Source organism: Symbiopectobacterium sp. RP (genome assembly GCF_050472005.1).
Taxonomy (GTDB): domain Bacteria; phylum Pseudomonadota; class Gammaproteobacteria; order Enterobacterales; family Enterobacteriaceae; genus Symbiopectobacterium.
Genome location: NZ_JBGOGS010000002.1, coordinates 905,379 through 927,524 on the forward strand (window position 1 = coordinate 905,379; position 22,146 = coordinate 927,524).

Below are 22,146 nucleotides of genomic sequence, written 5' to 3' on the forward strand. Positions count from 1 at the left end.
TTTTTAATGTAATGAAGCACTCTCCCTCACTGACTATCGAGGGAAAGGCATGAGCGATAGCATCACTGTCCACCATGATTTTCCTGCCGTTAGCCTCAAACGTGACCATCATCAGCTATCATCCCCACAAACGAATACACAACACGGATTAGCCAGACGTTGCGAACCCTCTACTCACACAGCACTATTCCTGAGCGTTTTACGCCAAAGGCACGGATAAACAGGGTGGCCGCCTGCGCGTTGAGGGCATTGCCATAGGCGCGCAGGCGTCCCACTCTGGCGGCAGCCCCATCAACCAGCGGGAATGTGCCGGGTTCAACTGGCCGCCACTTTTCATCCCGGCACCGCAGCCAGTCAGCCTCTCGCCAGAAGCCGTGAGTCGGACAGGCTGCGTCATTTGTGTCCAGCCCGTCAGCCACACCACGCGCCCCAGCAATGCATTGAGCGGCACATTCGGGCATTCCTTGCCATCCTTCCCGTCCCGTGTGGTCGGCGTAGGCCACCCAGTACGCCCGGTCGCGAATATGCGGGGCACCGACGCCCGCAGACGGAAACGGCACACACCCGAAGGCGTAGTCCAGGGCTTCCAGGTCAGCCTGTACAAGGTCGAACCAGAGGTTTGCATGGCTGCTTGCAACCTGCTCACCAAAAACGTACTCAGGGCGGCACTGGCTGATGAGCCAGTGAAAAGCGGGCCAGAGGTGCCGCTTGTCATCAAACCCGCCGCCCTTGCCTGCCGCACTGAAAGGCTGGCAGGGGCAACTGCCCGTCCACACGGGTTTGTCATCGGGCCATCCTGCTTTTCGCAGGGCATACGACCAGACGCCGATACCGGCGAAAAAATGGCACTGGGTGTAGTCTCGCAAGTCATCGGGGTTCACCTCCTCAATTGAGCGTTCATCAACATCGCCGGGCGCAATATGCCCGGCGGCAATCAGGTTTCTCAGCCACTGTGCGGCGAAGGGGGCAATCTCGTTGTACCAGGCACCCCGGCTCATACCGCCTCCTGTCTGTAGGCACTGGCAGCGGACAGCGTGGCAATCACTTCATTTGCGTTACCTCGACTGGCTGCCCTGGCTGCAATGCTGTAATGGGCGTGCGTGTAGTGAAACGTAAAGCCCCGATAGGCGGCATGGGTCCTGGGGGTATCGCTGCCGGAGAGCACAACGGGCACACCGTGCCGCCGGTTGGCTTCCATCAGGGCATCGGCCAGTGCCTGATGCGCGTCGTCCCGAAACGGCGTGATGTAATATCCTGTGAAGCCGGTTCTGTCCTCATGCGGGAAATAAGGCGGATCGGCATAAACAACGCAGTGTTCATCTACATGAAACGCCAATGTTTCCTCAAAGGGCAGGCAGACAAACCGGGTATGGGTATCGCGCGCCTTTTCGGCGAACAGGTGGATTTCCGTTTCAGGGAAATACGGTTTTTTGTAACGACCATACGGGACATTAAATTTGCCACGCAGGTTGTAGCGGCACAGGGCGTTGTAGCCATGGCGATTCAGGTACAGGAACACGGCAGCACGCTCAATCCCCACGAACACTCGCCACTGGTTGAAGTCGGCACGCAGGCGGTAATAGTCTTCGTGGTTATTGTTGTGTCTGAACAGGGGGAGCGCGGCCCGTATAACGCTTTCAGGTGCATCCATCACCGCCTGGTAGAAGTTAATCAGGTCGGGATTGATATCGGCCAGCACATAGCGGCGGTGATCGGTATTGAGAAAGACCGATGCGCCACCCACAAACGGCTCAACCAGACAATCCGCCGTTGGCAGCAAAGGCCTTAAGCGTGGCATCAGACGAGACTTTCCGCCTGCCCATTTCAGGATCGGTTTCATGCTTTCCTCCTGCTGTCGTGTCTGTGTTTACGCTCAATGGTTTCCTGGCAGGTCACGCAGTACTGCACACCCTGAACCGCACGGCGGCGGGCTGGCGGGATGCGTGTATCACACCGGACACAGCGCACCCGCGAAACCGCACTGGGTCTGGATAACGCGCGGCAAATATGGCGCTGACGCGCTTCTTCCTCGTGCCACTGGATAACATCCATTGCATCGGGCATCAGCAGCTCTCCTGCGCGTCGTTCTGGATGCGCTGTGCGACATCTCGCAGCAGTTCGGCAGCATCAATACTGCCCAGTCTGTTACCGGTGATATGCAGAGCCAGCCTTTCCAGGCGAGCGGCGAACACGTCGGCACACCCCCGGCGTTCATCCATCCGGGCCTCGTTCAACAGCAGGTTAACGCCGGTGGCGTCCAGGAAGGCTCTGGGGGTACGGGTTTCAGTCTTTCGCATTGTCATCTCTCCTGATTTCGGGCAATAAACCGCCCGGCGGGTTTACGCCATTGATTTCTGTCGTGAATTAAACCGGCAAGGTCAGTCGTTCAGGAAATAAGCTCACCATCACCCGAAAATGGTTCATGGCAATAATCAGCGCCCTTTTTTCCTGGTCGGTCATTTCCACTACGTCAACACCATGCCGGGCCGTTTTTATTCCCGCGAGATAAAACAGCGCGGAAAGTGCCCGATTATTCTGTTCGTATTTTTTGTCATGTTTATTTCGCATGTCAGCAAGAAAGCGGGCCAGTTCCTTATCCATAATCGCGTGTGGCACAGGGCGATTTTTTTTATCCTGCTGTTGTACTCTTTTGTTTATTTCCCGCATTCCGGCGCGAATTTCAGCGATTTTATTCAGACCGCACAGGCGCTGACCGGCGTTAAAGTTGACCGTCATATCGAAATTATCGATAGCCATCGTGCGTGACCTTTCTGTTATTTCACGTGGTGTTTTCGTGCATGCCTTGCCTGATATTTTTTCGCGTAGCGCGCACGAAGCGGGTTATTTTTGTTCTGTCTTTTTTCCCTGATATCAATCATTTTCCCGCAGAGGTATAGCGGGAGTGCAATAAGCAGCGGCAGTACTGGTAGCAGGTAATCTATCCAGCATGGGTCTTGCAGTTTCATCATCAATAACCTCCGTCCTTTACTGTAGGGATGCCAGGATGTTTCACCAGGCCCGGCACGTGGTTTTGTGGTACTTTCGTCATGCCCACCAGTTCCCTGGCCGAACCCGGGCATGATCCTCACCCACAAAAAAAAGAGATAACCCACATGAACATCGAAGATAAATTCAGTTTTGCTGAGTCATTTGTTGTCTTTGAGGCGGATGCCAAATACATCGGTCAGTCTTATGCGCTGCGCTTTTCTTATAAAGCCAGTGAAAACCCGTTACCGCCTGCCGATGAAATATTGACAGCCCTGACTATTCCTCAGATAAAAAAGCTCATCGCTGATCTTCAAGCCGCTGTTTATGTCGCCGAGCATGAGCATGAATTTCCTGACAAAGCAGGTCGTCATTAAGGCATCCCAGACTTTTAATAATCCCGGCGGCATGATGACCCGCATCAAAAGTGCTGCTGACATTGTCCCCATCCCAGCACTCGCAACTAACAATGCCGCCGCCTCGCGTGAACTTTGTGCGGGTAACAACATGGCCCGGCCATGAGTTCGCCTCGAAAGGGTCTTGCACAGTATTGGTGTTTTTATGCTGCACTGGCTGCCTCCTGATCGGTGTAAAATTGCCGGATAACGCTATCAATCTGTCTGGCACTGACGATATCTCCAGCGGCATAGGCATCGTCCAATGCGTCCTCCAGATCAATACTCAGCCGGTAGGCGTAGTCGTTGGTTAACCACTGGCGCAGTTCGGGCGCAATAGCCGTCGCGTAGCGGAGGTTGGCCAGCTTGGTGCGGTACTCCTGCACGAGTTCGTTTATCAATGTGGCGTAGGCCGGCTGCATGGTCTTTTCCCCTTACAAACGTTGGTGTGTCTGGCGTTCAACGGCTGCCTTGCGGGCCAGATAGGCTTTGCGCATGTCGTCGGCGCGTTTTTGCTGGATAAGCTTCATCAGCCTGCTGAAGAGCACATGGAGTATGTAGAGCACGACGCAGGGAAAGCTCAAGATGCCACAAATGAAAATGATGTCTTTCATGCGGCTGCGTCCTTTTCGCCCAGGCGATACGGCACACCCAAATCTTCGCGGAGCTTTTTGACGCGCTTGTACCAGGTACGCTTCCAATCGTAGCGCTCTGGAGGAAGTTGCTCTGTCATTTCGTAAACCATCTCAAGCCATTCATTCCAAAGAATAAATAACCTGTATGAGCTACCACCCTCTCCCATGATTTCACGTTCTGTCGCAAGAGGTAGCAAGCGGCGCTCAATCAACTTGCGCACACTTGGTTCTGACTTCCCCGTGCGACGGACAAATTCATCCGTCGTGATAGGGTCAGGTAGCTTAAACAAAGTCCTCAATTCATCGTCTGTCATATGCTAATCTCCCAAGTTGAGGGATTTACGAAAAATCTCCCCCACAACCAACTCACATCTTAACTTTAAGATATTTTTCTGGAGATGTAAATATGGCCCTTAATTTTACGACATCTGAGCGCATAAAACTCATGAGGGAGAGCGAAAGAATGAGCCGCTCGGAAGCATCCAAAGAATGGGGTCTCAAAAGTGATGCACTATGGCGCTATGAAAATGGCAAAGCCGTGCCAAACATTGATGTTGTTACATCAATGCTTAATCATCCACGTTTTGAAAAATATGCATTATGGTTTACCATCGGCAAAATTGCTCCTGACACCGGACAAATCGCTCCTGCTCTCGCACACTTTGGGCAAGACAGTGTGGAATCAGCCCTCTCAAGAAGGAATGTTGGTTAAGCATTCCGGCCCTGAGTTCGCCTCGAAAGAGTCTTGCACAGTATTGGCGTTTTTTATGCTGCACTGGCTGCCTCCTGATCGGTGTAAAATCGCCGGATAACGCTATCAATCTGTCTGGCACTGGCGATATCTCCAGCGGCATAGGCATCGTCCAATGCGTCCTCCAGATCAATACTCAGCCGGTAGGCGTAGTCGTTGGTTAACCACTGGCGCAGTTCGGGCGCAATAGCCGTCGCGTAGCGGAGGTTGGCCAGCTTGGTGCGGTACTCCTGCACGAGTTCATTTATCAATGTGGCGTAGGTCGGCTGCATGGTCTTTTCCCCCTACAAACGTTGGTGTGTCTGGCGTTCAACGGCTGCCTTGCGGGCCAGATAGGCTTTGCGCATGTCGTCGGCGCGTTTTTGCTGGATAAGCTTCATCAGCCTGCTGAAGAGCACATGGAGTATGTAGAGCACGACGCAGGGAAAGCTCAAGATGCCACAAATGAAAATGATGTCTTTCATGCGGCTGCGTCCTTTTCGCCCAGGCGATACGGCACACCCAAATCTTCGCGGAGCTTTTTGACGCGCTTGTACCAGGTACGCTTCCAATCGTAGCGCTCTGGAGGAAGTTGCTCTGTCATTTCGTAAACCATCTCAAGCCATTCATTCCAAAGAATAAATAACCTGTATGAGCTACCACCCTCTCCCATGATTTCACGTTCTGTCGCAAGAGGTAGCAAGCGGCGCTCAATCAACTTGCGCACACTTGGCTCTGACTTTCCCGTGCGACGGACAAATTCATCCGTCGTGATAGGGTCAGGTAGCTTAAACAAAGTCCTCAATTCATCGTCTGTCATATGGTAATCTCCCAAGTTGGGGTGTTTCATACAGATGTCACCCAAAGCCCACCGCTGTATACACAATAAATCATAGGTAGGAGAATTGCAACATGAGTATGAGTATTGGAGAGAAATTAAAGATTATGAGAGAGAGTGAACGACAGAAAAGCCTACCGGAAGTGGCTAAAATGCTAGGCATAAACAGAGATGCTCTATGGCGATACGAGGAAGGAAAAACCATACCTAACACTTTGGTTATAACAAAAATATTGAGCCATCCATTATTTGAGAAATATACACTCTGGTTTATCACCGGAAAGATAGCGCCCGATTCCGGACAAATCGCTCCGGTTCTCGCACACTATGGGCAAGACAGTGTGGAGTCAGCCCTCTCAAGAAGGAATGTTGGTTAAGCATTTATGAAACTTATGTTTGTCAGACAGGCAAACACTTAGAAGTAATGACCGGAGGGCGTAATCATGACGATTAAAACGCTCGATGGTGGACGATACAAAGTAGACGTAAGACCCCGTGGTCGGGATGGCCGCCGGATCCAGAAGATATTCAAGAAAAAAGCAGATGCAGTTGCCTATGAGCGTTATGTGCTTGGCAACATGCATGATAAAGAGTGGCTTGAAAAACCAGTCGATCAGCGGAAATTATCAGCCCTAATGGAAATATGGTGGCAACTTGAAGGCCGAAACCTGAAATACGGAGAAAAACGAAAAGTTGCACTATGCAGAATCATAAAAACTATAGGCGATCTAAATACTGGACGCTTAAACCCGAGATTCATGCAAGAATGGCGCTCCAAGCGGCTGCATGACGGCGTAAAAGCATCAACCGTTAATCGGGACGAGGCCTTACTTAGTAGCATGTTTCGAGTGCTAACTACCTCTGGGGAATACCACGGAGATAATCCCATCAGAGCGTTATCATCCCTAAAGGGAAAAACACCTGAGATGACTTATCTTACATGTGAGGAAATTGCCCAATTGTTAAATGCAACAGATGGTGATGCTCATAGAATTACCATTCTATGCCTAAGTACTGGGGCAAGATGGGGAGAAGCTGTGTGTCTTAAGGCCGAGCATGTACTGCATAATCGAGTTACTTTCACTGAAACCAAAAATGGCAAGATTCGCACCGTCCCCATTTCTGAACAGGCAGTAAAAGCAATAAAGACAAAAAGCTCAGGAAAACTCTTTTATGTAGATTATGGAAAATACCGAAAAATTTTACGCAGTGTAAAGCCCGATCTACCTAAAGGACAGTCAGTGCATGTGCTGCGTCATACCTTTGCTGCACATTTCATTATGAACGGAGGAAATATTCTGACGCTGCAAAAAATTATGGGCCACGCTTCAATCCAGCAAACTATGACCTACGCACATCTTGCTCCTGATTATTTACAGGATGCGATAACCTTTAATCCACTGAAGGGGGACATCCACATTCCATCCACATCTATGAGTTCTTACGGTTAATCAGGAGACGACAACGGGGATTAAGTCATTGAAAAAAGGCTTAATCCCTTGTAACACAAGGCATGAAAAAGTCACATAATGTGGCCTTGATGGCAATTCCAGAAATTCTCGACCACGCTTACGGCAGTATTTTGGCCGATTTAATCACAATCGGTTTGCTTGGCACATTCTGATAGGGCCCAACGTTAGTGGTTTGCACCTGAGAGATTTTGTCGGCGACATCCATCCCTTTTACCACTTTGCCAAATACCGCATAGCCAAAATCACGCTGACCGTGATCGAGGAAAGCGTTATCCGCGACATTAATAAAGAACTGACTGGTGGCGCTGTCTTTTTCAGCGGTGCGCGCCATTGCGATGGTACCACGCACGTTGCGTAAACCGTTGTCCGCTTCATTTTTGATCGGTGGGTTAGTGGCTTTTTGCTTCATTTCATCCACAAAACCGCCACCCTGCACCATAAAACCAGGGATCACGCGGTGAAAGGTGGTGCCATTGTAGAAGCCACTATTAACGTACTCGACGAAGTTTCTCACTGACACAGGCGCTTTCTGGTTATCCAGCGCTAACTCGATGTTGCCTTCAGACGTGGTTAGCAAGACGCTCGTGGCGGCGGCAGGGACTGCGATCGCCGACGACACCATGACCGAAGATGAAAACATTGTCAGTGAAACCAAGGCTGCCGCAGCAACAAGAGTACGTTTGAACATGAGAATTCCTTTTTGATCGGGGGCTACAAGAAAGCGTAACGATTGTAAATACCCACACTCCTTAACGCTACCCTTTTACTTTTTTTACTTAAGGGTAGGCCACAACGTTACGGCCATTAGGTATAGCATACCAGTGCGGTATCGGCGACGATCGTAAAAAAAGACGGGTAAATAACCCGTCTTGTTAGCACATAACGCGGCTTTTACCCGAACTATTACCCCATTCGCTCCGAACGCACGGCCAAATCGCGGCTGTATTGTCGGCTGGCATCCACCAGCATTGTGGTGTAGGCCGTTTTCTCCGTCGAACGCGTCAGTTCCGCAGTCTCCAGCGTTTCCAGAATACGGCAGTACTGCATCACCGCCACGCGGTGGCATATAGCTAAACAACTTAATTTTGATTACATTATTTAAATGAGCTATTCAATTGATTTTAGACGTAAAGTGATATCTACACGGGAAGAAGAAGGGTTGAGTATCCGAGAAACAGCGAAGCAATTTCGGATTGGCCCTGCCTCTGTGTCGCGTTGGATTAATCAAATAGCGTCAAAAGCATCGACCACGCGTCAGCGAAAGAGCGATAAATCCGAGTTGATAAAAGATGTTGAACCATATCCAGATGCTTACCAAAAAGAACGTGCAGAGCGTTTTGGCGTTTGTCAGAAGGCCATTTGGCAAGCTCTTAAAAAGCTGGGATTGACCTATAAAAAAACTCTACGTCATCCGAAAGCGCCCAGCAAGCATTTCAACAAAAAATACAACAGTATGAAAAAGAAAGAAAACCTATTGTTTCTATTGATGAAAGTGGTTTTCCACACGATACCCCAAGGACTCAGAGCCTGTTTAAGATTTTGTGTAAATGCCTTTCCTCAGAAGTGACCGTCAAGGCGGTCACCGAACTCGATAATAAAGCGACTCATTGCCATACGCCAGTCCTGTAAGGGCATCGTCCATTTCTGTGATGCCGCCTGGATTGCCAGCCATACGACCTTCTTCACCGAGTCATCAGTCGGGAACACCTTGCGTTTCTTGATTGCATGCCGGAGCACGCTGTTCAGTGATTCTATAGCGTTCGTCGTGTAGATTACCTTGCGAAGTTCCTGCGGGTACGAGAAGAATGTCGACAGGTTGGCCCAGTTTAACTGCCAGCTCCGGCTTATCTGCGGATAGCGGTGATCCCATGTCCCACCGAACGTCTCCAGCGCCTGAAGCGCGGCCTCTTCGGTTGGAGCCTGATACCACTGCTTTGAGGTCGCGTGTTACCGCCTTATAGTCCTTCCAGGCAACGAAGCGCAGACTGTTGCGCACCATGTGCACGATGCACAACTGGATGCGGGCTTCCGGGTAGACCGTGTTGATGGCATCCGGGAACCCTTTCAGGCCGTCCACACAGGCAATGAGGATGTCGGTCAGGCCACGGTTTTTCAGTTCTGTCAGCACGTTCAGCCAGAACTTTGCGCCTTCATTTTCGGCCAGCCACATCCCCAGTAGCTCTTTCTGGCCTTCGATATTGATACCCAGCGCCAGGAACACAGACTTATTGATAACGCGGCTGTCCTGCCGGACTTTCAGAACGATACAGTCAAGGTAAACAATGGGATAAACCGCATCCAGGGGGCGATTTTGCCATTCAACAACCTGCTCCATAACGGCATCGGTGACCTTCGATACTAGGGCGGGTGAGACATCCGCGTCATACAGTTCTTTGAACGCAGCGGCAATTTCGCGGGTGGTCATCCCTTTGGCATACAACGATAAAATCTGGTTATCCATCCCGGTGAGCTAGGTCTGGTTCTTCTTCACCAGCTGCGGTTCAAAGGAACCATCACGATCACGTGGTGTACGCAGTTCCAGCGGACCATCGCCGGTGGTAACAGTCTTTGTGGAGTAGCCATTGCGCGTGTTATAGCCAAGCGACATTATTTTGATAACAATTAGCTGTATTTTTTTGCCACATATCAGGGTATTGGATGTAATCATTTTTAAGTCGGTTAGCTATATTCCCAGCATCGCAGCACCGGGCTTATGCAGCAGTGGAGAATGCTACGATGAGGCGCTGTTCACTGGCATGGAAGAGCATATCAATCAGCTGAACAGCGATGCCATTATTGTGCTGCACACGATTGGCAGCCACGGGCCGGCCTATTACAAACGCTATCCCGAGGCGTTCAAACACTTTACACCGACCTGCGACACTAACCAGATTCAGAACTGTTCCCGAGAGGCGTTAACCAACACCTATGACAACACGCTGCTTTACCTGGATATAGCCAACGACTTAAAAATAATTACATCCAATACCCTGATATGTGGCAAAAAAATACAGCTAATTGTTATCAAAATAATATCGCTTGGCTATAACAGGTTAAACCACGTTATCGAACTGCTGAAAAACCGTCAGGATAAGTTCAATACCGCATTGGTTTATCTCTCCGACCATGGAGAATCATTGGGGGAAGACGGTGTTTATTTACACAGCATGCCCTATGCCGTAGCCCCGTCACAACAAACGCATATTCCGATGTTGATGTGGTTATCGCACGACTACCAGCAACAATTTGCCGTGCAGGAGACATGTTTGCGACAACGCGCGCAAACGCAAAGTTATTCGCAAGACAATCTGTTTCACACCATACTGAGAATGCTTAATGTGACTACCAACGAATATCAGCCTGAATGGGATATCCTCAAGGGATGTCGGGATAAAACTGCGTGAGATTGTTGATTGTAGAAGATGATGCCTTACTGCAAGAGGGACTGTTACTGGCGCTCAGCCAGGAAGGGTACGCCTGCGACTGCGCGGGCGGAACCAAGCAGGCGGATGCGCTGTTAAACAGCGCACCATACAGTCTGGTAGTTCTGGCTCTCGGGCTACCGGATGGCGATGGCTTGCAACTGCTGGCTCGTTGGCGCAAACAGCACCAGCATATGCCCGTATTAATCCTGACCGCCGGCGATACCGTCGACGATCGCGTCAGCGGGCTGGATTCCGGAGCCGATGACTATCTGGTTAAGCCGTTTGCGCTGACGGAGCTGCTGGCACGCGTCAGAGCCCTGATCCGCCGTCACCAAGGCGCAAGCGACAATTTGGTTGTGGTAGGCGATCTCTGTCTTGACCTCACGACTCAACAGGTGAGCCTGAAGCACGAATCGGTTATTCTGACGCCCAAAGAGTTTGCGATTCTCGCAAGGCTGGTATTAAAAGCCGGGCAGCCCGTTCACCGTGAACTGCTGCATCAGGATATTTACAGTTGGAATGACGATCTCGCCTCAAACTCACTAGAAGTTCACGTTCATCATTTACGACAAAAAATCGGCAAAGCGCGCATTCGTACCTTGCGTGGCTTCGGTTACCTGTTCACCACCGAGGATGAATCATGAAATGCATTTTCAGCTCGATGTCTCCCCCTGTGGCCAGCATGCGCTGGCGGCTTATAATCGCGCTGGGATGTATTTTGCTGACGTGTCAGCTCATCAGTGTCGCCTAGCTATGGCATGAAAGTAAGGAGCAGATCGAGTTTCTGGTGGATAAAACGCTGAGCGAACACGTGCGCAACGAGCATATCGCCAAGGAAATACGCGAATCGATCGCCTCACTCAGCATACCCAGTCTGGTAATGGTACTGGCTTCCCTGTTTCTTTCTATTCAGGCCGTGAACTGGATTACGCGGCCACTGTCGCACCTCGCTGTGGAATTAGGCAACCGCAGTGCGGAAAACCTAGAACCGCTCGCCGATTATCAGCAGGTGGAAGAGATTGCCGCCGTGACACGCTCCATGAACCAACTCTTTGTGCACCTGAATGAAACACTGGAACGAGAGCGCCAATTTACCGCTGACGTCGCGCATGAATTACGTACCCCGCTGGCGGGAATACGGCTGCACCTGGAACTCCAGCAGCAGCGTCACGGGATCGATTGCCAACCGCTGATTGCACGCGTCGATACCATGACACGAACCGTTGAACAACTGCTTCAGTTGGCGCGCGCCGCTGTGGCGTTTTCCTCCGGCCACTACCAACAGGTTTCGCTGGCTCAGGATGTGATTGTCCCCATACAGGATGCATAGGTATCTACACATCTTTTGCAATATCTGCTATTACGTTGCTGCATGATCTCAACTTATCCATCGGCGGGATTGATGCCCGCCTTAACCGGCGTTATCAGCGTCTGGTTAAGCAACACATGACTCCCCCGGCACCATTGGCGTCAGCCGTTAAAGACCTTGCCTGCGCGCAGAAAACGACATTCGCCACTACTCAGGCCGGTTGGCGTTTTTTTAATAATGAACGTATTAGCTTCAGTCAGCTCAATGAACCGATTATTTCGCTGGCTCTCCGGCAGGTTGCACTTAGCCCGCATCCATACGCTCTCGTCGTTCACGACTGGTCTCATTTATAGCCAACCGACTTAAAAATGATTACAGCCAATGCCCTGATATGTGGCAAAAAATACAGCTAATTGTTATCAAAATAATGTCGCTTGGCTATAACACGCGACCTCAAAGCAGTGTATCAGGTTCCAGCCGAAGAGGCCGCGCTTCAGGCGCTGGAGACGTTCGGTGGGACATGGGATCACCGCTATCCGCAGATAAGCCGGAGCTGGCAGTCAAACTGGGCCAACCTGTCGACATTCTTCTCGTACCCGCAGGAACTTCGCAAGGTAATCTACACGACGAACGCTATAGAATCACTGAACAGCGTGCTCCGGCATGCAATCAAGAAACGCAAGGTGTTCCCGACTGATGACTCGGTGAAGAAGATCGTATGGCTGGCAATCCAGGCGGCATCACAGAAATGGACGATGCCCTTACAGGACTGGCGTATGGCAATGAGTTGTATTAGTCGCGACTAGATCTGGCACTGGACCTTGAAAGGTTGAGAGTTACCGGTTTTGATATGGGTGTCTAATCCTTAAACAAAACGCGAGGTAACTCTCATGCTTCATACTAACAATCCCATTATCAAACACAAAGCCGGCCTGCTCAATCTCGCCGAAGAACTCGGTAACGTATCAAAAGCCTGCAAGAGCATGGGCGTGTCACGCGATACATTTTACCGTTATCAGGAACTGGCTGCTGAAGGCGCCATTGATGCGCTGGTTAACCAGAACCGCCGGGTTCCGAACCTGAAGAACCGCGCCGACGAAGCCACTGAACGCGCGGTTGTTGATTATGCTATTGAGTTCCCGCCCCATGGGCAGCACCGGACCAGTAATGAGCTGCGTAAAAAAGGCGTGTTTATCTCCGGCAGCGGCGTGCGCTCCATCTGGCAACGACACGACCTGGAGAACTTCCGTAAACGCCTGAAGGCGCTTGAGGAAAAGGTCGCCAGAGAAGGCATTGTCCTTACCGACGCTCAAATCGCAGCCCTGGAGAAGAAGGCGCACGATGATGAGGCCTGCGGTGAAATCGAGACGGCACATCCCGGGTATCTGGGCTCACAGGACACCTTCTACGTGGGCAATCTGAAGGGGGTGGGCCGTATCTACCAGCAGACGTTCGTGGATACGTACTCGAAAGTGGCACACTGCAAGCTGTATACGAATAAAACACCGCTCACCGCCGCCGACCTGCTCAATGATAGCGTACTCCCGTTCTACGAGGCTCAGGGACTGCCGGTGCTGAGAATACTGACCGACAGGGGTACGGAGTACTGTGGTAAAGTGGAGCAGCATGATTATCAGCTTTATCTGGCTATCAACGATATCGAGCATACGAAAACGAAGGCGATGTCTCCGCAGACGAACGGCACCTGTGAGCGCTTCCATAAAACCATTTTGCAGGATTTTTATCAGGTTACGTTCGGCAAGAAGTTATATGGAGACCTGGAAAGCCTGCAGGTAGATCTGGACAACTGGTTGTGGCATTACAATAATGAGCGAACTCATCAGGGAAAAATGTGCTGCGGGCGTACGCCGATGGCCACTTTACTCGATGGAAAACGGAGCTGGGCAGAAAAGAATCTGAACCAGATGTAATCTGACAGACACCTGTATAAATAATCGGTAACTGTCAGATCAGGTTTGAGCTAGTACAAATGAGTCGCTTTATTATCGAGTTCGGTGACCGCCTTGACGGTCACTTCTGAGGAAAGGCATTTACACAAAATCTTAAACAGGCTCGCGAACTATGTTGCTACCGATCAGGTCCCTGCCATTATTCTTCCCCAACACCCTTCTGGTGTGATGACGCTGTCTGCCGCACAACCCTTGTATTGCTGCCCACTGAAAGAGAGCCTCTGCTTCGCTTGTCTAAATCGGCGCTGATTACGGTTTATGCATTGCAGAGCGCTCAGCAGCTGATGGTCATTAATATCCATGCCATTAATTTCAGTATCGGCGTTGAAGTGTATGGCAAACAACTGGATGCGATTGGTGAGCAGGTCAAACGTCATGCCGGGCCAGTAATCATGGCTGGAGATTTTAATGCCTAGAGCCGGCAGCGTATCAACGCACTTTATCAATTTGCCAGTGAGATTGCCTTGCGTGAGGTTCGCTTTGTAGACGACCAGCGGCGTCGAACGTTTGGCCGCCCGTTAGATTTTGTTTTTTATCGCGGGTTACACGTCATGCAATCTTCTGTATTGGTTACCCAAGCTTCTGACCACAACCCGCTATTGGTTGAATTTCAGTTGCCAGCATGACGTTAAAACAATAAAAAAAGCCACGAAGGTCAACCATCGTGGCTTTTTTATAGGCTTATGTAGCACTTAAGAGTCTGGTGATGCTGCCGTATTCACGAAGAGTGTTAACCGATCTCCAGGCTTAATATTTGCCTTTTTATTGATGACCGAATTCCAGCGCATAACATCTGCGATATCTACCCCGTGACGTTTGGCGATACTCGCGAGAGAGTCTCCTTTACGCACCTGATAGGTAATGGAATTACTGTTACCCTTTTTACTGCCCGCAGAGGCCGATACAACCTGAAGCGATTGACCAACCTTCAACGCGTTAGCGCTGGCTAGGTTGTTCCACTTGCGCAGATCCTGCGCGCTGACCTTCAGTTTCGCCGCAATACCTGACAAGGTGTCACCTGAACGAACCTTGTATTCCGTGTTTGCGGATAACTGCGCCAGTTTAGCGGGTTGTACAGCGGCGATATCGCCATCTGCCAACGAATCCTTCAACTGCTCAACATGTGCTTTAGGCACCATAATGTAATGTGGCCCGTTCGGAGCGGTCACACCACGTTTGTAGCCTGTGTTGTAGCTCTTCAGTTTTGCTAGCGACAAGCCAGCCATTTCAGCCGCTTGCGTCAACTCCATCTGTTGACCCAAGTCTACCTGTGCCAGTGCCCTACTTTCGTTGGGCTTAGGTAACTCAATGCCGTATTTTTTGCTATTCTTAAGAATATCGCTTAAGGCTAAAATTTTCGGGACATAAAGTGACGTTTCACGTGGTAACGCCAATGCCCAGTAACTCGTTGACCTGCCTTTTTCCTTATTTGCTTTTACTGCTTGCAAAACACGCCCTTCACCGCTGTTATACGCGGCGATGGTAAGTAGCCAGTCACCATCAAACATTGTGTTGAGGCGCTGCATCATGTCTAAGGCAGCCGTCGTTGATGCAACAACATCGCGACGACCATCATACCACTGGTTCTGTTTCAAACCGTAGTTACGCCCAGTGCCTGGCACAATCTGCCAGAGCCCTGCTGCATTGGCGGATGATGTGGCCTTGGCATCAAAAGCGCTCTCCACTATGGGTAGCAGTACCAGTTCCATCGGCATTTTGCGCTGCTTAATCTGCTCGACTATCCAGTACATGTACGGTTCTGCCCGTAATGTTACATCGTGGAGATAGCTCTTATTTTTTAAGTATCGTGTTTTTTGCTCGCGGATCCGGACGTTATCTGGAACCTCCATCTTCAGCTCGTCGCTAATGAAGTTCCACAGGTCACGCTGCGCTAGGCCATTATTATCCAGCCAGCGCGCGGATGTCTCTCGACTTCCTGTGTACTTTCCTGCTTCATCTTGACCTGCTGAAGACAGACTCTGCCCATGTTGTTTCGGTTGCGAGGTGTCTTGGTAGACCCCTTGGCAACCTGCCAACAAGACTGAGGCGATAATAATCGCGTAAGCCTTCATATATGTGTCAATAGTTTGCTTAAAAGACGAGCAATAATACTTTGATTAGCCGATCAGCACAACAAAAACCTTCAAAAGCAATCTTTCTTGCTACGTAATTGGGCGAAAACTTGCCAATCCTCTATGTTACCGTGTTTTATTTTTAATTTTCCTTTTAAATCAGTGTTGTGGCACATAAGAAAAAGGTTGATTTTTCGTTCAAGACCAAGGGTTGTTGGTAACGTTGATTGAGATTTATCTCGTAATAGCCTGATTTCAGAAAGATAAGCGGTAATATTGCACTCTTCAGGCCAGATAGTGTGAGCAAACTCAAGATTTGATAGGGTGTACTCGTGTGCACAGCAAATGCGTGTTTCATCAGGTAATTTTGATATTTTCTCAATTGATTCATACATTTGTTTGTTGGTTCCTTCAAAAATTCGCCCACATCCGGCCGAAAACAACGTATCTCCGCAGAACAAATAGGGGGCAGAGTAGTACAAAATATGACCTAAAGTGTGACCCGGCACAGAAAATACGGAGAAATCCGAATTGAGTAACTGAATGTGATCGGCATCGCGCAAAATACGTGTTGCACCATGCTGCGCTGTCTCTTCAGGGCCATAAATCGGCAAGTCAGGGTAAGTCTTCTGGATATCAGGTACCCCCGCCACATGGTCACTGTGATGGTGGGTGAGTAACACCGCTACCGGTGTGAGTTGGTGTTTACGTAGCGCTTGTAATACTGGTTCGGCTTCACCGGGATCGACAATGACACAACGGTGCTGTACGTCATGTAATAGCCAAATATAGTTGTCCGAAAGTGCGGCAATACTGATAAGATTCATGTGATACCCCATTTATACACGTCATATTTCAAGCTGCATGTGCGTTGGCTGCGTTCACTCACCCGAATCACTTACCTAAGTAAGCATATTGGGATAGATGAACCTCATTTGTCCTTCTCTTTCCGCCTTCCTGCAACTCCAATTATTTAGGGTATATTACGTGGTCTGAGATAGCTATTGGGTCTGAGGGAGAATACTATGCTGTGTCCCTTAATTGCTTGAGCTATAGTATCCATCTGTTTCTACGACACTTTTGATTATGGCTCGCTACGATCTTTCTGAGGCTTTGTTGAATAAATAGAACTTTTGGGTAATCATCGGAGCAGATCAACACAGTTGTTTCAAAATCAGGTCTCCATGACAAAACAAAATTTTAAAATCACCAACTTGCCCTCTTATAACAAGGGCCTCAAGCAGCGCTGTTCTCTAACCGTATGGCTAGATGAATCAGCCATTGCTGCATGGACGGAAAAAAACACTACTGAACGGCGTGGACGACCGCTCCACTACTCAGATATGACCATCACCACAGTCCTGATGATGAAACGCGTGTTTGGCCTTTCATTGAGGGCTTTACAGGGCTTTGGTGACTCGATTTTTAAACTGATTAAATTGCCGCTCCATTGTCCAGACTATTCGCTGCTCAGCAAGCGAGCAAAGACAGTGAACATCAGCATAAAAACGCCAACCCGTGGTGAAATCTCACATCTGGTCATTGATGGAACCGGCCTGAAGGTCTTTGGCGAAGGCGAATGGAAAGTCCGGCAGCATGGTGCCGACAGACGCAGGGTATGGCGTAAGCTGCACCTGGCAGTAGACAGTGTGACGCATGAGATTATCTGTGCGGATTTGTCGCTCAGTGGTACGACTGATGCCCAAGCTCTACCGGCGCTGATAAACCAGACCCACCGGAAAATCAGAGAGGCATCGGCTGACGGCGCTTACGGGCTTTGTTGAATAAACATATTTTATGCTGCACCCCCGGTGAAACGACAGATCCTCGCAACGTAAAATCATGCAGTTAGGCCTCATGAGAAAAGTGTACACCTGAGATGAAAAGCATTTTCTACCAAAACTGGCATGGAAAAACAGCATGACTCACTATTATTCAACAAAGCCGCGCTTACGATACAGTTTACTGCTATGATGCTCTGGTGAGGAAGAAAATAAGGCCGCTTATCCCGCCACGAAGGGGGGCTCAATATTGGCAAGATCGCTACCACGAGCGTAACCACGCTGTTGCAAATCAGCGCATTAGCGGTAGTAACGATATCTGGAAAAAGAAAGTGGGCTATCACCGGCGCTCAGTGGCTGAAACGGCCATGTTCCGGTTCAAAAGGCTTCTGGGTGGTCATTTAAGTCTGAGAGACTACGATGCTCAGGTGGGTGAAGCCATGACCATGGTCAAAGCGCTTAACCTGATCACGCTATTAGGAATGCCGAACAGTATTCGCATCACGTAACAATCGACCCGTATGGAGCGCAGTCGTTACAGGTTCTGATTTATTCAACAAAGCCGTAATCATGCTGTTTTTCCATGCCAGTTTTGGTAGAAAATGCTTTTCATCTCAGGTGTACACTTTTCTCATGAGGCCTAACTGCATGATTTTACGTTGCGAGGATCCGTCGTTTCGCTGGGCTGCCAGCATAAAATCTTATTCAACAAAGCCTCTTTCTGATGAAGCATGGGCAATCATTGAGCCCTTGTTGCCAACCGTTTTGACATCTCCGCGGGCCGGCCGGCCGTGGGCAGAACATAGAAAAATCTTCAACGGCATGTTCTGGATACTGTGTTCAGGCGCACCATGGCGTGATTTACCTGAACGTTACGGCCCATGAAAAACCGTTTATAACCGTTTCAATAGATGGTCAAAGTCTAGAATCATTAACATTATTTTCAATAAGTTACTTTCATTTTTTGATGCTCATGGACTTGTTGACTGGTCAGCCGCTGCGCTGGATGGCAGTAATATCCGTGCGCTCAAATGTGCGGCTGGCGCTCAAAAAAACATCTCGATATTACCAACGATACAGCCAACCGACTTAGAAATGATTACAGCCAATGTCCTGATATGTGGCAAAAAAATACAGCTAATTGTTATCAAAATAATGTCGCTTGGCTATAATAGCCTAGGTCGCTCACGAGGTGGTTATGGCACCAAAATCCACATGGCGACTGACGGAAGCGGCATCCCGCTAAACATCGTACTGAGTGCTGGGCAGGGTCACGAAAGCCTGTTTGCGTTACGACTCCTGGACGGAATTGGCGTGCAACGCCAGAACGGCAGCATGAAGCGTCGTGGCCATGCAGTACTGGCTGACAAAGCCTACTCTGGGAATGCACTACGTAACGACTTGAAAAAAGAGGGATAAAAACGGTTATTCCCCGAAAATCAAATGAAAAACGGGCTTCAGATGGACGCTCGCAACTTGATCGTGATGCTTATCGCCGTCGCAACGTTGTGGAAAGGTGTTTTGGCCGTTTAAAGGAATATCGACGGATCGCCACACGTTATGAAAAAATGGCAAGAAACTATCTAGCAATGGTGAAACTGGGCTGCATCCGCTTGTTTTACCGCCGGTTACGCAATTAAGGGACACAGCCTAATAGATGAAGCCAGCGCATACGCCTCAGGCATATTCTTCACCAATTTGTTGGGAGGATATCCCTTGGGGCGCACATTACCAGAAGGCGCTTGAACATGCATTGGCAGCATGGTGGCCGCGTGTGTTCGGCTTTCATTTACTGAAAGTCGGCGCTCTCAGCAACGCTATCGCGACGGACACGTGTGCCATTTCCCATCAGGTTAATATCAACCCGAGTGTTGCTGATGATATGCATGTTTTGGCCGATCCTTACCAGCTGCCCTTTTCTGAGAAATCTATCGATGCCTGCTTGCTGGCGCATACGCTCTCTTATTCATCGGATCCACACCGTATTCTACGCGAAGTGGATAGGGTACTGATCAATGATGGATGGTTATTGCTGAGTGGGTTTAATCCAATAAGCCTGCTCGGGGCTGGAAAGCTGACGCCCGGCCTTCGTCAATGCCAGCCCTATTGTGCGCACATGTTCACGCAGATGCGTATGATCGATTGGCTCAGCTTGCTCAATTATGAAGTGCTGTATCAGGGAACCTTCCACGTGGTGCCGTGGAAGATGCCGCAGATGATAACAACATCAGCACCTCACTCAACTCCCTTAGGTTGCCTGATGCTCCTTGTTGCACGTAAACGTACCATCCCGCTTACCATGTCCCCCTTGCGCCAGAGGGTCAACAAGCTACCGGTGCGCAGAGCCGTTGGGGCAACCAAGAGTTACCGTAAAGGGTACCTGCCGTTCTGAGCGGATTATTCCGGTTGATAGCCTGTATCTTCCTGCGTCGGGTGCGAGGCTGCCTGGCGTGCCAGTTCATCACATTTCTCGTTCTCGGGATGACCTGCATGGCCCTTAACCCACTCCCAACGCATCGTATGCCACTGAATGGCGGCATCCAGTCGCTGCCACAGATCGATATTCTTAACTGGTTTTTTGTCAGCGGTTTTCCAGCCTTTAAGTTTCCAATTGTTGATCCAGCGCGTGATACCCTGCAGCACATATTGGCTATCGGTACTCAGTACCACCGTACACGGAGTCGTCAATGCTTCCAGAGCGGCAATCGCTGCCATCAACTCCATGCGATTATTGGTTGTCAGGTGATAACCGGCACTCAAGATTTTTTCGTGCTGCTTGTAGCGCAGTACAACGCCATAGCCACCCGGGCCAGGATTTCCCAGACAAGAACCATCGGTGAAAATTTCTACCTGCTTTGTCATCTCTGGTAGACTCTGCCATAATCATAAAAACCGCAAGTCTGACATAAAACGAAAGCGATGAGCACTGCAATTACACGACAGATCGTTCTGGATACCGAAACCACGGGGATGAACAGACTCGGCGTTCATTATGAAGGCCATAAAATCATTGAGATTGGTGCGGTAGAGGTCATTAATCGCCGCCTGACGGGGCGCCATTATCATGTGTATATCAAGCCTGATAGGCTGGTTGATCCGGAAGCGTTCATGGTCCACGGCATCAGCGATGAATTTTTACAAGATAAACCTGCCTACGCTGAGATAGCCGAGGAGTTTATTGAGTTCATTAACGGTGCGGAACTGGTTATTCATAATGCCGTGTTTGATATTGGCTTTATGGACTACGAATTTCGGATGCTGAATCGGGATATCCCGAAGACAGAGACTTTTTGCAAGATAACCGATAGCCTCATGGTCGCGCGTAAGCTGTTTCCTGGTAAAAGAAACAGCCTAGATGCATTGTGCGACCGTTATCAGATAGATAACAGCAAACGAACGCTGCACGGGGCGTTACTCGACGCCGAAATTCTGGCTGATGTCTATCTGGCCATGACGGGGGGACAAACTTCTTTGGCGTTTGCCATGGAGAGTGACACACAGCAAGTGAGTACAGAAAGTGAGAGCGTGCAGCGAATTACGCGCCAAGCGTCTGCTTTGCCCATCATTTATGCCAGTCCGGAAGAACTGGCAGCTCATGAAACGCGCCTCGATCTGATTGCCAAAAAGGGGGGCCGTTGCTTGTGGCGCCAGTAATCATCATCAATGGAATGATGATGATTACTGGCGCTGGAATTATAAACAAAAAGTATGAATTGATTATAAAAAGCATTGACGCCATACCAAGATCACCTTAATATTCACCTCGCTCGTAAGGGCATGTTAATGGGGAGCGGTAGTTCAGTCGGTTAGAATACCTGCCTGTCACGCAGGGGGTCGCGGGTTCGAGTCCCGTCCGTTCCGCCAATAACTAAAAAATGCTGATATAAGTTCACTTATATCAGCATTTTTTTTGCTTTTTCGATGAGTGTTGAATTTTTAACCAGTAAAGCAAACGAAATGGTGTAGCATTTCCTGCGTTGAAAATGCTAAGTGTTAGCTATGATACTGGCTTTTAGCGTTGGCTAGATGACATCTATTTACTATATTGTGTGAATGAGCGCGTTCCCCGCCGTGTTAGATATTATTGATTATAAGAGTTTTGAACAAATAATTTATGTTTTATTTTCTCAGTCTATTCCATACCTCCTTTACTGAAGATCATGTGCGTTACCTTCTGTCTGTGCTTGTTATTACGGTTAAATGCTAATAAATTTACAATAAAACAATATATTATCCATGATGGAAAGAACTGGTGTCAGATAAATAACGTGTATGTGAAGGGGGCCCCTCTCATTCTTCTACTTGTCCGCTTATTTTTACTTGTTGTTTTATTATAAATATCGATATTTTATTCTTTTTTCTTCGAATGCTTAGTGTGAACTGCTAAATGTTGATTTCTCATTTATTTTATAATGAGCTGATGTAGATAGGTCGTTTTTTTAATGCTTTTATTAATGAATATCTGTCTTATTTGTTTTTGTTGGTTATTCTTATCGTGTGTTTGAAGAAAGGTAATATTAATTGTTGTTTGTTT

The 22,146-nt window shown here is 49.1% G+C and carries 26 protein-coding genes, 1 tRNA gene and 9 pseudogenes; 18 read left to right on the forward strand and 18 right to left on the reverse strand.

The genetic code is table 11. The features are described from left to right. Window positions 1-170: 170 nt before the first annotated feature. The 6 genes from ACD630_RS23375 to ACD630_RS23400 form a co-directional block, all read right to left on the reverse strand. Window positions 171-998 carry a DNA cytosine methyltransferase gene (locus tag ACD630_RS23375; RefSeq protein WP_430360816.1) on the reverse strand — a complete coding sequence of 276 codons (828 nt, stop codon included), beginning with the start codon at window positions 996-998 and terminating at the stop codon, window positions 171-173. After that, complete coding sequence (locus ACD630_RS23380) at window positions 995-1,840, reverse strand: DNA adenine methylase (RefSeq protein WP_430360817.1); 846 nt, start codon at window positions 1,838-1,840, stop codon at window positions 995-997. Before ACD630_RS23380 ends, ACD630_RS23375 begins: the two co-directional genes overlap by 4 nt. After that, a complete protein-coding gene (locus ACD630_RS23385) occupies window positions 1,837-2,064 on the reverse strand; it encodes a TraR/DksA C4-type zinc finger protein (protein ID WP_430360818.1) in 228 nt (75 codons plus the stop codon). Before ACD630_RS23385 ends, ACD630_RS23380 begins: the two co-directional genes overlap by 4 nt. Next, window positions 2,064-2,297: a DUF2732 family protein gene (locus tag ACD630_RS23390; RefSeq protein ID WP_430360819.1), complete on the reverse strand. Its 234-nt coding sequence runs from the start codon at window positions 2,295-2,297 to the stop codon at window positions 2,064-2,066. The genes ACD630_RS23385 and ACD630_RS23390 overlap by 1 nt, the downstream gene beginning before the upstream one ends. Before the next feature lie 67 nt (window positions 2,298-2,364). Continuing rightward, entirely contained in the window at window positions 2,365-2,757 is a 393-nt protein-coding gene (locus ACD630_RS23395) for a DUF5347 family protein (protein ID WP_430360820.1), read from the reverse strand. A 17-nt stretch (window positions 2,758-2,774) separates the two neighbouring features. After that, entirely contained in the window at window positions 2,775-2,969 is a 195-nt protein-coding gene (locus ACD630_RS23400) for a hypothetical protein (protein WP_430360821.1), read from the reverse strand. A gap of 144 nt (window positions 2,970-3,113) precedes the next feature. On the opposite strand from ACD630_RS23400, the gene ACD630_RS23405 reads away from it, so the two are divergent. Beyond that, window positions 3,114-3,362, forward strand: a complete 249-nt coding sequence (locus tag ACD630_RS23405) for a hypothetical protein (protein WP_430360822.1) — start codon at window positions 3,114-3,116, stop codon at window positions 3,360-3,362. A gap of 182 nt (window positions 3,363-3,544) precedes the next feature. Here ACD630_RS23405 and ACD630_RS23410 read toward each other — a convergent pair whose 3' ends face one another. Genes ACD630_RS23410 through ACD630_RS23420 form a run of 3 tightly spaced genes read right to left on the reverse strand, consistent with a single transcriptional unit; the run spans window position 3,545 to window position 4,329 of the window. Then, window positions 3,545-3,802, reverse strand: coding sequence for a hypothetical protein (locus ACD630_RS23410; RefSeq protein ID WP_430360823.1), 258 nt, complete (start codon window positions 3,800-3,802; stop codon window positions 3,545-3,547). Window positions 3,803-3,814: 12 nt separating this feature from the next. Next, window positions 3,815-3,994 (reverse strand): hypothetical protein, encoded by a 180-nt coding sequence (locus ACD630_RS23415; protein ID WP_430360824.1) that lies wholly within the window; start codon window positions 3,992-3,994, stop codon window positions 3,815-3,817. After that, entirely contained in the window at window positions 3,991-4,329 is a 339-nt protein-coding gene (locus ACD630_RS23420; protein ID WP_430360825.1) for a hypothetical protein, read from the reverse strand. Before ACD630_RS23420 ends, ACD630_RS23415 begins: the two co-directional genes overlap by 4 nt. Window positions 4,330-4,460: 131 nt before the next feature. On the opposite strand from ACD630_RS23420, the gene ACD630_RS23425 reads away from it, so the two are divergent. Beyond that, the gene (locus ACD630_RS23425; protein WP_430360826.1) at window positions 4,461-4,727 is read left to right on the forward strand and encodes a helix-turn-helix domain-containing protein; all 267 of its coding nucleotides are present in this window, start codon (window positions 4,461-4,463) and stop codon (window positions 4,725-4,727) included. Between the two features lie 53 nt (window positions 4,728-4,780). Here ACD630_RS23425 and ACD630_RS23430 read toward each other — a convergent pair whose 3' ends face one another. From ACD630_RS23430 to ACD630_RS23440, 3 genes are read right to left on the reverse strand one after another with little or no spacing between them, the layout of a single operon-like run. Next, window positions 4,781-5,017: a hypothetical protein gene (locus ACD630_RS23430; RefSeq protein ID WP_430360827.1), complete on the reverse strand. Its 237-nt coding sequence runs from the start codon at window positions 5,015-5,017 to the stop codon at window positions 4,781-4,783. A gap of 33 nt (window positions 5,018-5,050) precedes the next feature. Next, window positions 5,051-5,230 carry a hypothetical protein gene (locus ACD630_RS23435; RefSeq protein ID WP_430360824.1) on the reverse strand — a complete coding sequence of 60 codons (180 nt, stop codon included), beginning with the start codon at window positions 5,228-5,230 and terminating at the stop codon, window positions 5,051-5,053. Then, on the reverse strand, window positions 5,227-5,565 hold the full coding sequence (locus ACD630_RS23440) for a hypothetical protein (protein WP_430360825.1): 339 nt from the start codon (window positions 5,563-5,565) through the stop codon (window positions 5,227-5,229). The genes ACD630_RS23435 and ACD630_RS23440 overlap by 4 nt, the downstream gene beginning before the upstream one ends. A 92-nt stretch (window positions 5,566-5,657) precedes the next feature. Between ACD630_RS23440 and ACD630_RS23445 the strand changes: the two genes are divergently transcribed. Beyond that, entirely contained in the window at window positions 5,658-5,960 is a 303-nt protein-coding gene (locus tag ACD630_RS23445) for a helix-turn-helix transcriptional regulator (RefSeq protein ID WP_430360828.1), read from the forward strand. A gap of 66 nt (window positions 5,961-6,026) precedes the next feature. Next, the gene (locus ACD630_RS23450) at window positions 6,027-7,034 is read left to right on the forward strand and encodes a phage integrase (protein ID WP_430360829.1); all 1,008 of its coding nucleotides are present in this window, start codon (window positions 6,027-6,029) and stop codon (window positions 7,032-7,034) included. Between the two features lie 118 nt (window positions 7,035-7,152). Here the strand turns inward: ACD630_RS23450 and ppiA are convergent, their stop codons facing one another. Then, window positions 7,153-7,743: a peptidylprolyl isomerase A gene (gene ppiA, locus ACD630_RS23455; protein WP_430360830.1), complete on the reverse strand. Its 591-nt coding sequence runs from the start codon at window positions 7,741-7,743 to the stop codon at window positions 7,153-7,155. A gap of 215 nt (window positions 7,744-7,958) precedes the next feature. Next, a pseudogene (locus ACD630_RS23460) lies at window positions 7,959-8,123 on the reverse strand (ABC transporter ATP-binding protein); the annotation flags it as partial. 34 nt (window positions 8,124-8,157) lie between these two features. On the opposite strand from ACD630_RS23460, the gene ACD630_RS23465 reads away from it, so the two are divergent. Then, the gene (locus ACD630_RS23465; RefSeq protein ID WP_430360831.1) at window positions 8,158-8,622 is read left to right on the forward strand and encodes an IS630 transposase-related protein; all 465 of its coding nucleotides are present in this window, start codon (window positions 8,158-8,160) and stop codon (window positions 8,620-8,622) included. Here the strand turns inward: ACD630_RS23465 and ACD630_RS23470 are convergent. Then, window positions 8,613-9,654 (reverse strand): annotated as a pseudogene (locus ACD630_RS23470) (IS256 family transposase); the annotation flags it as partial. The gene ACD630_RS23465 and the pseudogene ACD630_RS23470 sit on opposite strands and share 10 nt — an antisense overlap. Before the next feature lie 106 nt (window positions 9,655-9,760). Here ACD630_RS23470 and ACD630_RS23475 point away from each other — a divergent pair. The 7 genes and pseudogenes from ACD630_RS23475 to ACD630_RS23505 form a co-directional block, all read left to right on the forward strand. Further along, window positions 9,761-10,459, forward strand: a pseudogene (locus ACD630_RS23475) (sulfatase-like hydrolase/transferase); the annotation flags it as partial. Beyond that, entirely contained in the window at window positions 10,456-11,124 is a 669-nt protein-coding gene (pmrA, locus tag ACD630_RS23480; protein ID WP_430360832.1) for a two-component system response regulator PmrA, read from the forward strand. The pseudogene ACD630_RS23475 and the gene pmrA, both read left to right, overlap by 4 nt. A 17-nt stretch (window positions 11,125-11,141) precedes the next feature. Next, window positions 11,142-11,804 (forward strand): annotated as a pseudogene (gene pmrB, locus ACD630_RS23485) (two-component system sensor histidine kinase PmrB); the annotation flags it as partial. A gap of 41 nt (window positions 11,805-11,845) precedes the next feature. Further along, on the forward strand, window positions 11,846-12,142 hold the full coding sequence (locus ACD630_RS23490; RefSeq protein WP_430360833.1) for a hypothetical protein: 297 nt from the start codon (window positions 11,846-11,848) through the stop codon (window positions 12,140-12,142). Window positions 12,143-12,226: 84 nt separating this feature from the next. Beyond that, a pseudogene (locus tag ACD630_RS23495) lies at window positions 12,227-12,595 on the forward strand (transposase); the annotation flags it as partial. Between the two features lie 84 nt (window positions 12,596-12,679). Next, on the forward strand, window positions 12,680-13,720 hold the full coding sequence (locus tag ACD630_RS23500; RefSeq protein WP_430360834.1) for an IS481 family transposase: 1,041 nt from the start codon (window positions 12,680-12,682) through the stop codon (window positions 13,718-13,720). A 144-nt stretch (window positions 13,721-13,864) separates the two neighbouring features. Beyond that, window positions 13,865-14,385: pseudogene (locus tag ACD630_RS23505) on the forward strand (endonuclease/exonuclease/phosphatase family protein); the annotation flags it as partial. A gap of 66 nt (window positions 14,386-14,451) precedes the next feature. Here the strand turns inward: ACD630_RS23505 and mltD are convergent. Then, window positions 14,452-15,831: a murein transglycosylase D gene (gene mltD, locus ACD630_RS23510; RefSeq protein WP_430360835.1), complete on the reverse strand. Its 1,380-nt coding sequence runs from the start codon at window positions 15,829-15,831 to the stop codon at window positions 14,452-14,454. A 71-nt stretch (window positions 15,832-15,902) separates the two neighbouring features. Further along, window positions 15,903-16,658 (reverse strand): hydroxyacylglutathione hydrolase, encoded by a 756-nt coding sequence (gloB, locus tag ACD630_RS23515; RefSeq protein WP_430360836.1) that lies wholly within the window; start codon window positions 16,656-16,658, stop codon window positions 15,903-15,905. Between the two features lie 357 nt (window positions 16,659-17,015). Here gloB and ACD630_RS23520 point away from each other — a divergent pair. The 4 genes and pseudogenes from ACD630_RS23520 to ACD630_RS23535 all read left to right on the forward strand — a co-directional run. Beyond that, window positions 17,016-17,597, forward strand: a pseudogene (locus tag ACD630_RS23520) (IS5 family transposase); the annotation flags it as partial. A gap of 182 nt (window positions 17,598-17,779) precedes the next feature. Next, window positions 17,780-18,121, forward strand: a pseudogene (locus ACD630_RS23525) (transposase); the annotation flags it as partial. 184 nt (window positions 18,122-18,305) lie between these two features. After that, window positions 18,306-19,252 (forward strand): annotated as a pseudogene (locus ACD630_RS23530) (IS5 family transposase). A 17-nt stretch (window positions 19,253-19,269) separates the two neighbouring features. Beyond that, window positions 19,270-20,004 carry a class I SAM-dependent methyltransferase gene (locus ACD630_RS23535; RefSeq protein ID WP_430360837.1) on the forward strand — a complete coding sequence of 245 codons (735 nt, stop codon included), beginning with the start codon at window positions 19,270-19,272 and terminating at the stop codon, window positions 20,002-20,004. Window positions 20,005-20,009: 5 nt separating this feature from the next. Here ACD630_RS23535 and rnhA read toward each other — a convergent pair whose 3' ends face one another. Further along, window positions 20,010-20,474, reverse strand: coding sequence for a ribonuclease HI (rnhA, locus tag ACD630_RS23540; protein ID WP_430360838.1), 465 nt, complete (start codon window positions 20,472-20,474; stop codon window positions 20,010-20,012). A 57-nt stretch (window positions 20,475-20,531) separates the two neighbouring features. Between rnhA and dnaQ the strand changes: the two genes are divergently transcribed. Then, a complete protein-coding gene (dnaQ, locus tag ACD630_RS23545; RefSeq protein WP_430360839.1) occupies window positions 20,532-21,266 on the forward strand; it encodes a DNA polymerase III subunit epsilon in 735 nt (244 codons plus the stop codon). A gap of 133 nt (window positions 21,267-21,399) precedes the next feature. After that, window positions 21,400-21,476 (forward strand) — tRNA-Asp (locus ACD630_RS23550). Window positions 21,477-22,146: the final 670 nt, after the last annotated feature.

What these genes read in the sequence shown, in the direction of transcription:
- ACD630_RS23395 (WP_430360820.1), bottom strand. Translation starts at nt 2,757, where the DNA reads ATGGCTATCGATAATTTCGATATGACGGTCAACTTTAACGCCGGTCAG.
- rnhA (WP_430360838.1), bottom strand. Translation starts at nt 20,474, where the DNA reads ATGACAAAGCAGGTAGAAATTTTCACCGATGGTTCTTGTCTGGGAAAT.
- ACD630_RS23380 (WP_430360817.1), bottom strand. Translation starts at nt 1,840, where the DNA reads ATGAAACCGATCCTGAAATGGGCAGGCGGAAAGTCTCGTCTGATGCCA.
- dnaQ (WP_430360839.1), top strand. Translation starts at nt 20,532, where the DNA reads ATGAGCACTGCAATTACACGACAGATCGTTCTGGATACCGAAACCACG.
- ACD630_RS23425 (WP_430360826.1), top strand. Translation starts at nt 4,461, where the DNA reads ATGAGGGAGAGCGAAAGAATGAGCCGCTCGGAAGCATCCAAAGAATGG.
- ACD630_RS23435 (WP_430360824.1), bottom strand. Translation starts at nt 5,230, where the DNA reads ATGAAAGACATCATTTTCATTTGTGGCATCTTGAGCTTTCCCTGCGTC.
- ACD630_RS23385 (WP_430360818.1), bottom strand. Translation starts at nt 2,064, where the DNA reads ATGCCCGATGCAATGGATGTTATCCAGTGGCACGAGGAAGAAGCGCGT.
- mltD (WP_430360835.1), bottom strand. Translation starts at nt 15,831, where the DNA reads ATGAAGGCTTACGCGATTATTATCGCCTCAGTCTTGTTGGCAGGTTGC.
- ACD630_RS23465 (WP_430360831.1), top strand. Translation starts at nt 8,158, where the DNA reads ATGAGCTATTCAATTGATTTTAGACGTAAAGTGATATCTACACGGGAA.
- ACD630_RS23400 (WP_430360821.1), bottom strand. Translation starts at nt 2,969, where the DNA reads ATGATGAAACTGCAAGACCCATGCTGGATAGATTACCTGCTACCAGTA.
- ACD630_RS23420 (WP_430360825.1), bottom strand. Translation starts at nt 4,329, where the DNA reads ATGACAGACGATGAATTGAGGACTTTGTTTAAGCTACCTGACCCTATC.
- ACD630_RS23415 (WP_430360824.1), bottom strand. Translation starts at nt 3,994, where the DNA reads ATGAAAGACATCATTTTCATTTGTGGCATCTTGAGCTTTCCCTGCGTC.
- ACD630_RS23405 (WP_430360822.1), top strand. Translation starts at nt 3,114, where the DNA reads ATGAACATCGAAGATAAATTCAGTTTTGCTGAGTCATTTGTTGTCTTT.
- ACD630_RS23375 (WP_430360816.1), bottom strand. Translation starts at nt 998, where the DNA reads ATGAGCCGGGGTGCCTGGTACAACGAGATTGCCCCCTTCGCCGCACAG.
- ACD630_RS23450 (WP_430360829.1), top strand. Translation starts at nt 6,027, where the DNA reads ATGACGATTAAAACGCTCGATGGTGGACGATACAAAGTAGACGTAAGA.
- ACD630_RS23410 (WP_430360823.1), bottom strand. Translation starts at nt 3,802, where the DNA reads ATGCAGCCGGCCTACGCCACATTGATAAACGAACTCGTGCAGGAGTAC.
- ACD630_RS23390 (WP_430360819.1), bottom strand. Translation starts at nt 2,297, where the DNA reads ATGCGAAAGACTGAAACCCGTACCCCCAGAGCCTTCCTGGACGCCACC.
- gloB (WP_430360836.1), bottom strand. Translation starts at nt 16,658, where the DNA reads ATGAATCTTATCAGTATTGCCGCACTTTCGGACAACTATATTTGGCTA.
- ACD630_RS23535 (WP_430360837.1), top strand. Translation starts at nt 19,270, where the DNA reads ATGAAGCCAGCGCATACGCCTCAGGCATATTCTTCACCAATTTGTTGG.
- ppiA (WP_430360830.1), bottom strand. Translation starts at nt 7,743, where the DNA reads ATGTTCAAACGTACTCTTGTTGCTGCGGCAGCCTTGGTTTCACTGACA.
- ACD630_RS23500 (WP_430360834.1), top strand. Translation starts at nt 12,680, where the DNA reads ATGCTTCATACTAACAATCCCATTATCAAACACAAAGCCGGCCTGCTC.
- ACD630_RS23440 (WP_430360825.1), bottom strand. Translation starts at nt 5,565, where the DNA reads ATGACAGACGATGAATTGAGGACTTTGTTTAAGCTACCTGACCCTATC.
- ACD630_RS23445 (WP_430360828.1), top strand. Translation starts at nt 5,658, where the DNA reads ATGAGTATGAGTATTGGAGAGAAATTAAAGATTATGAGAGAGAGTGAA.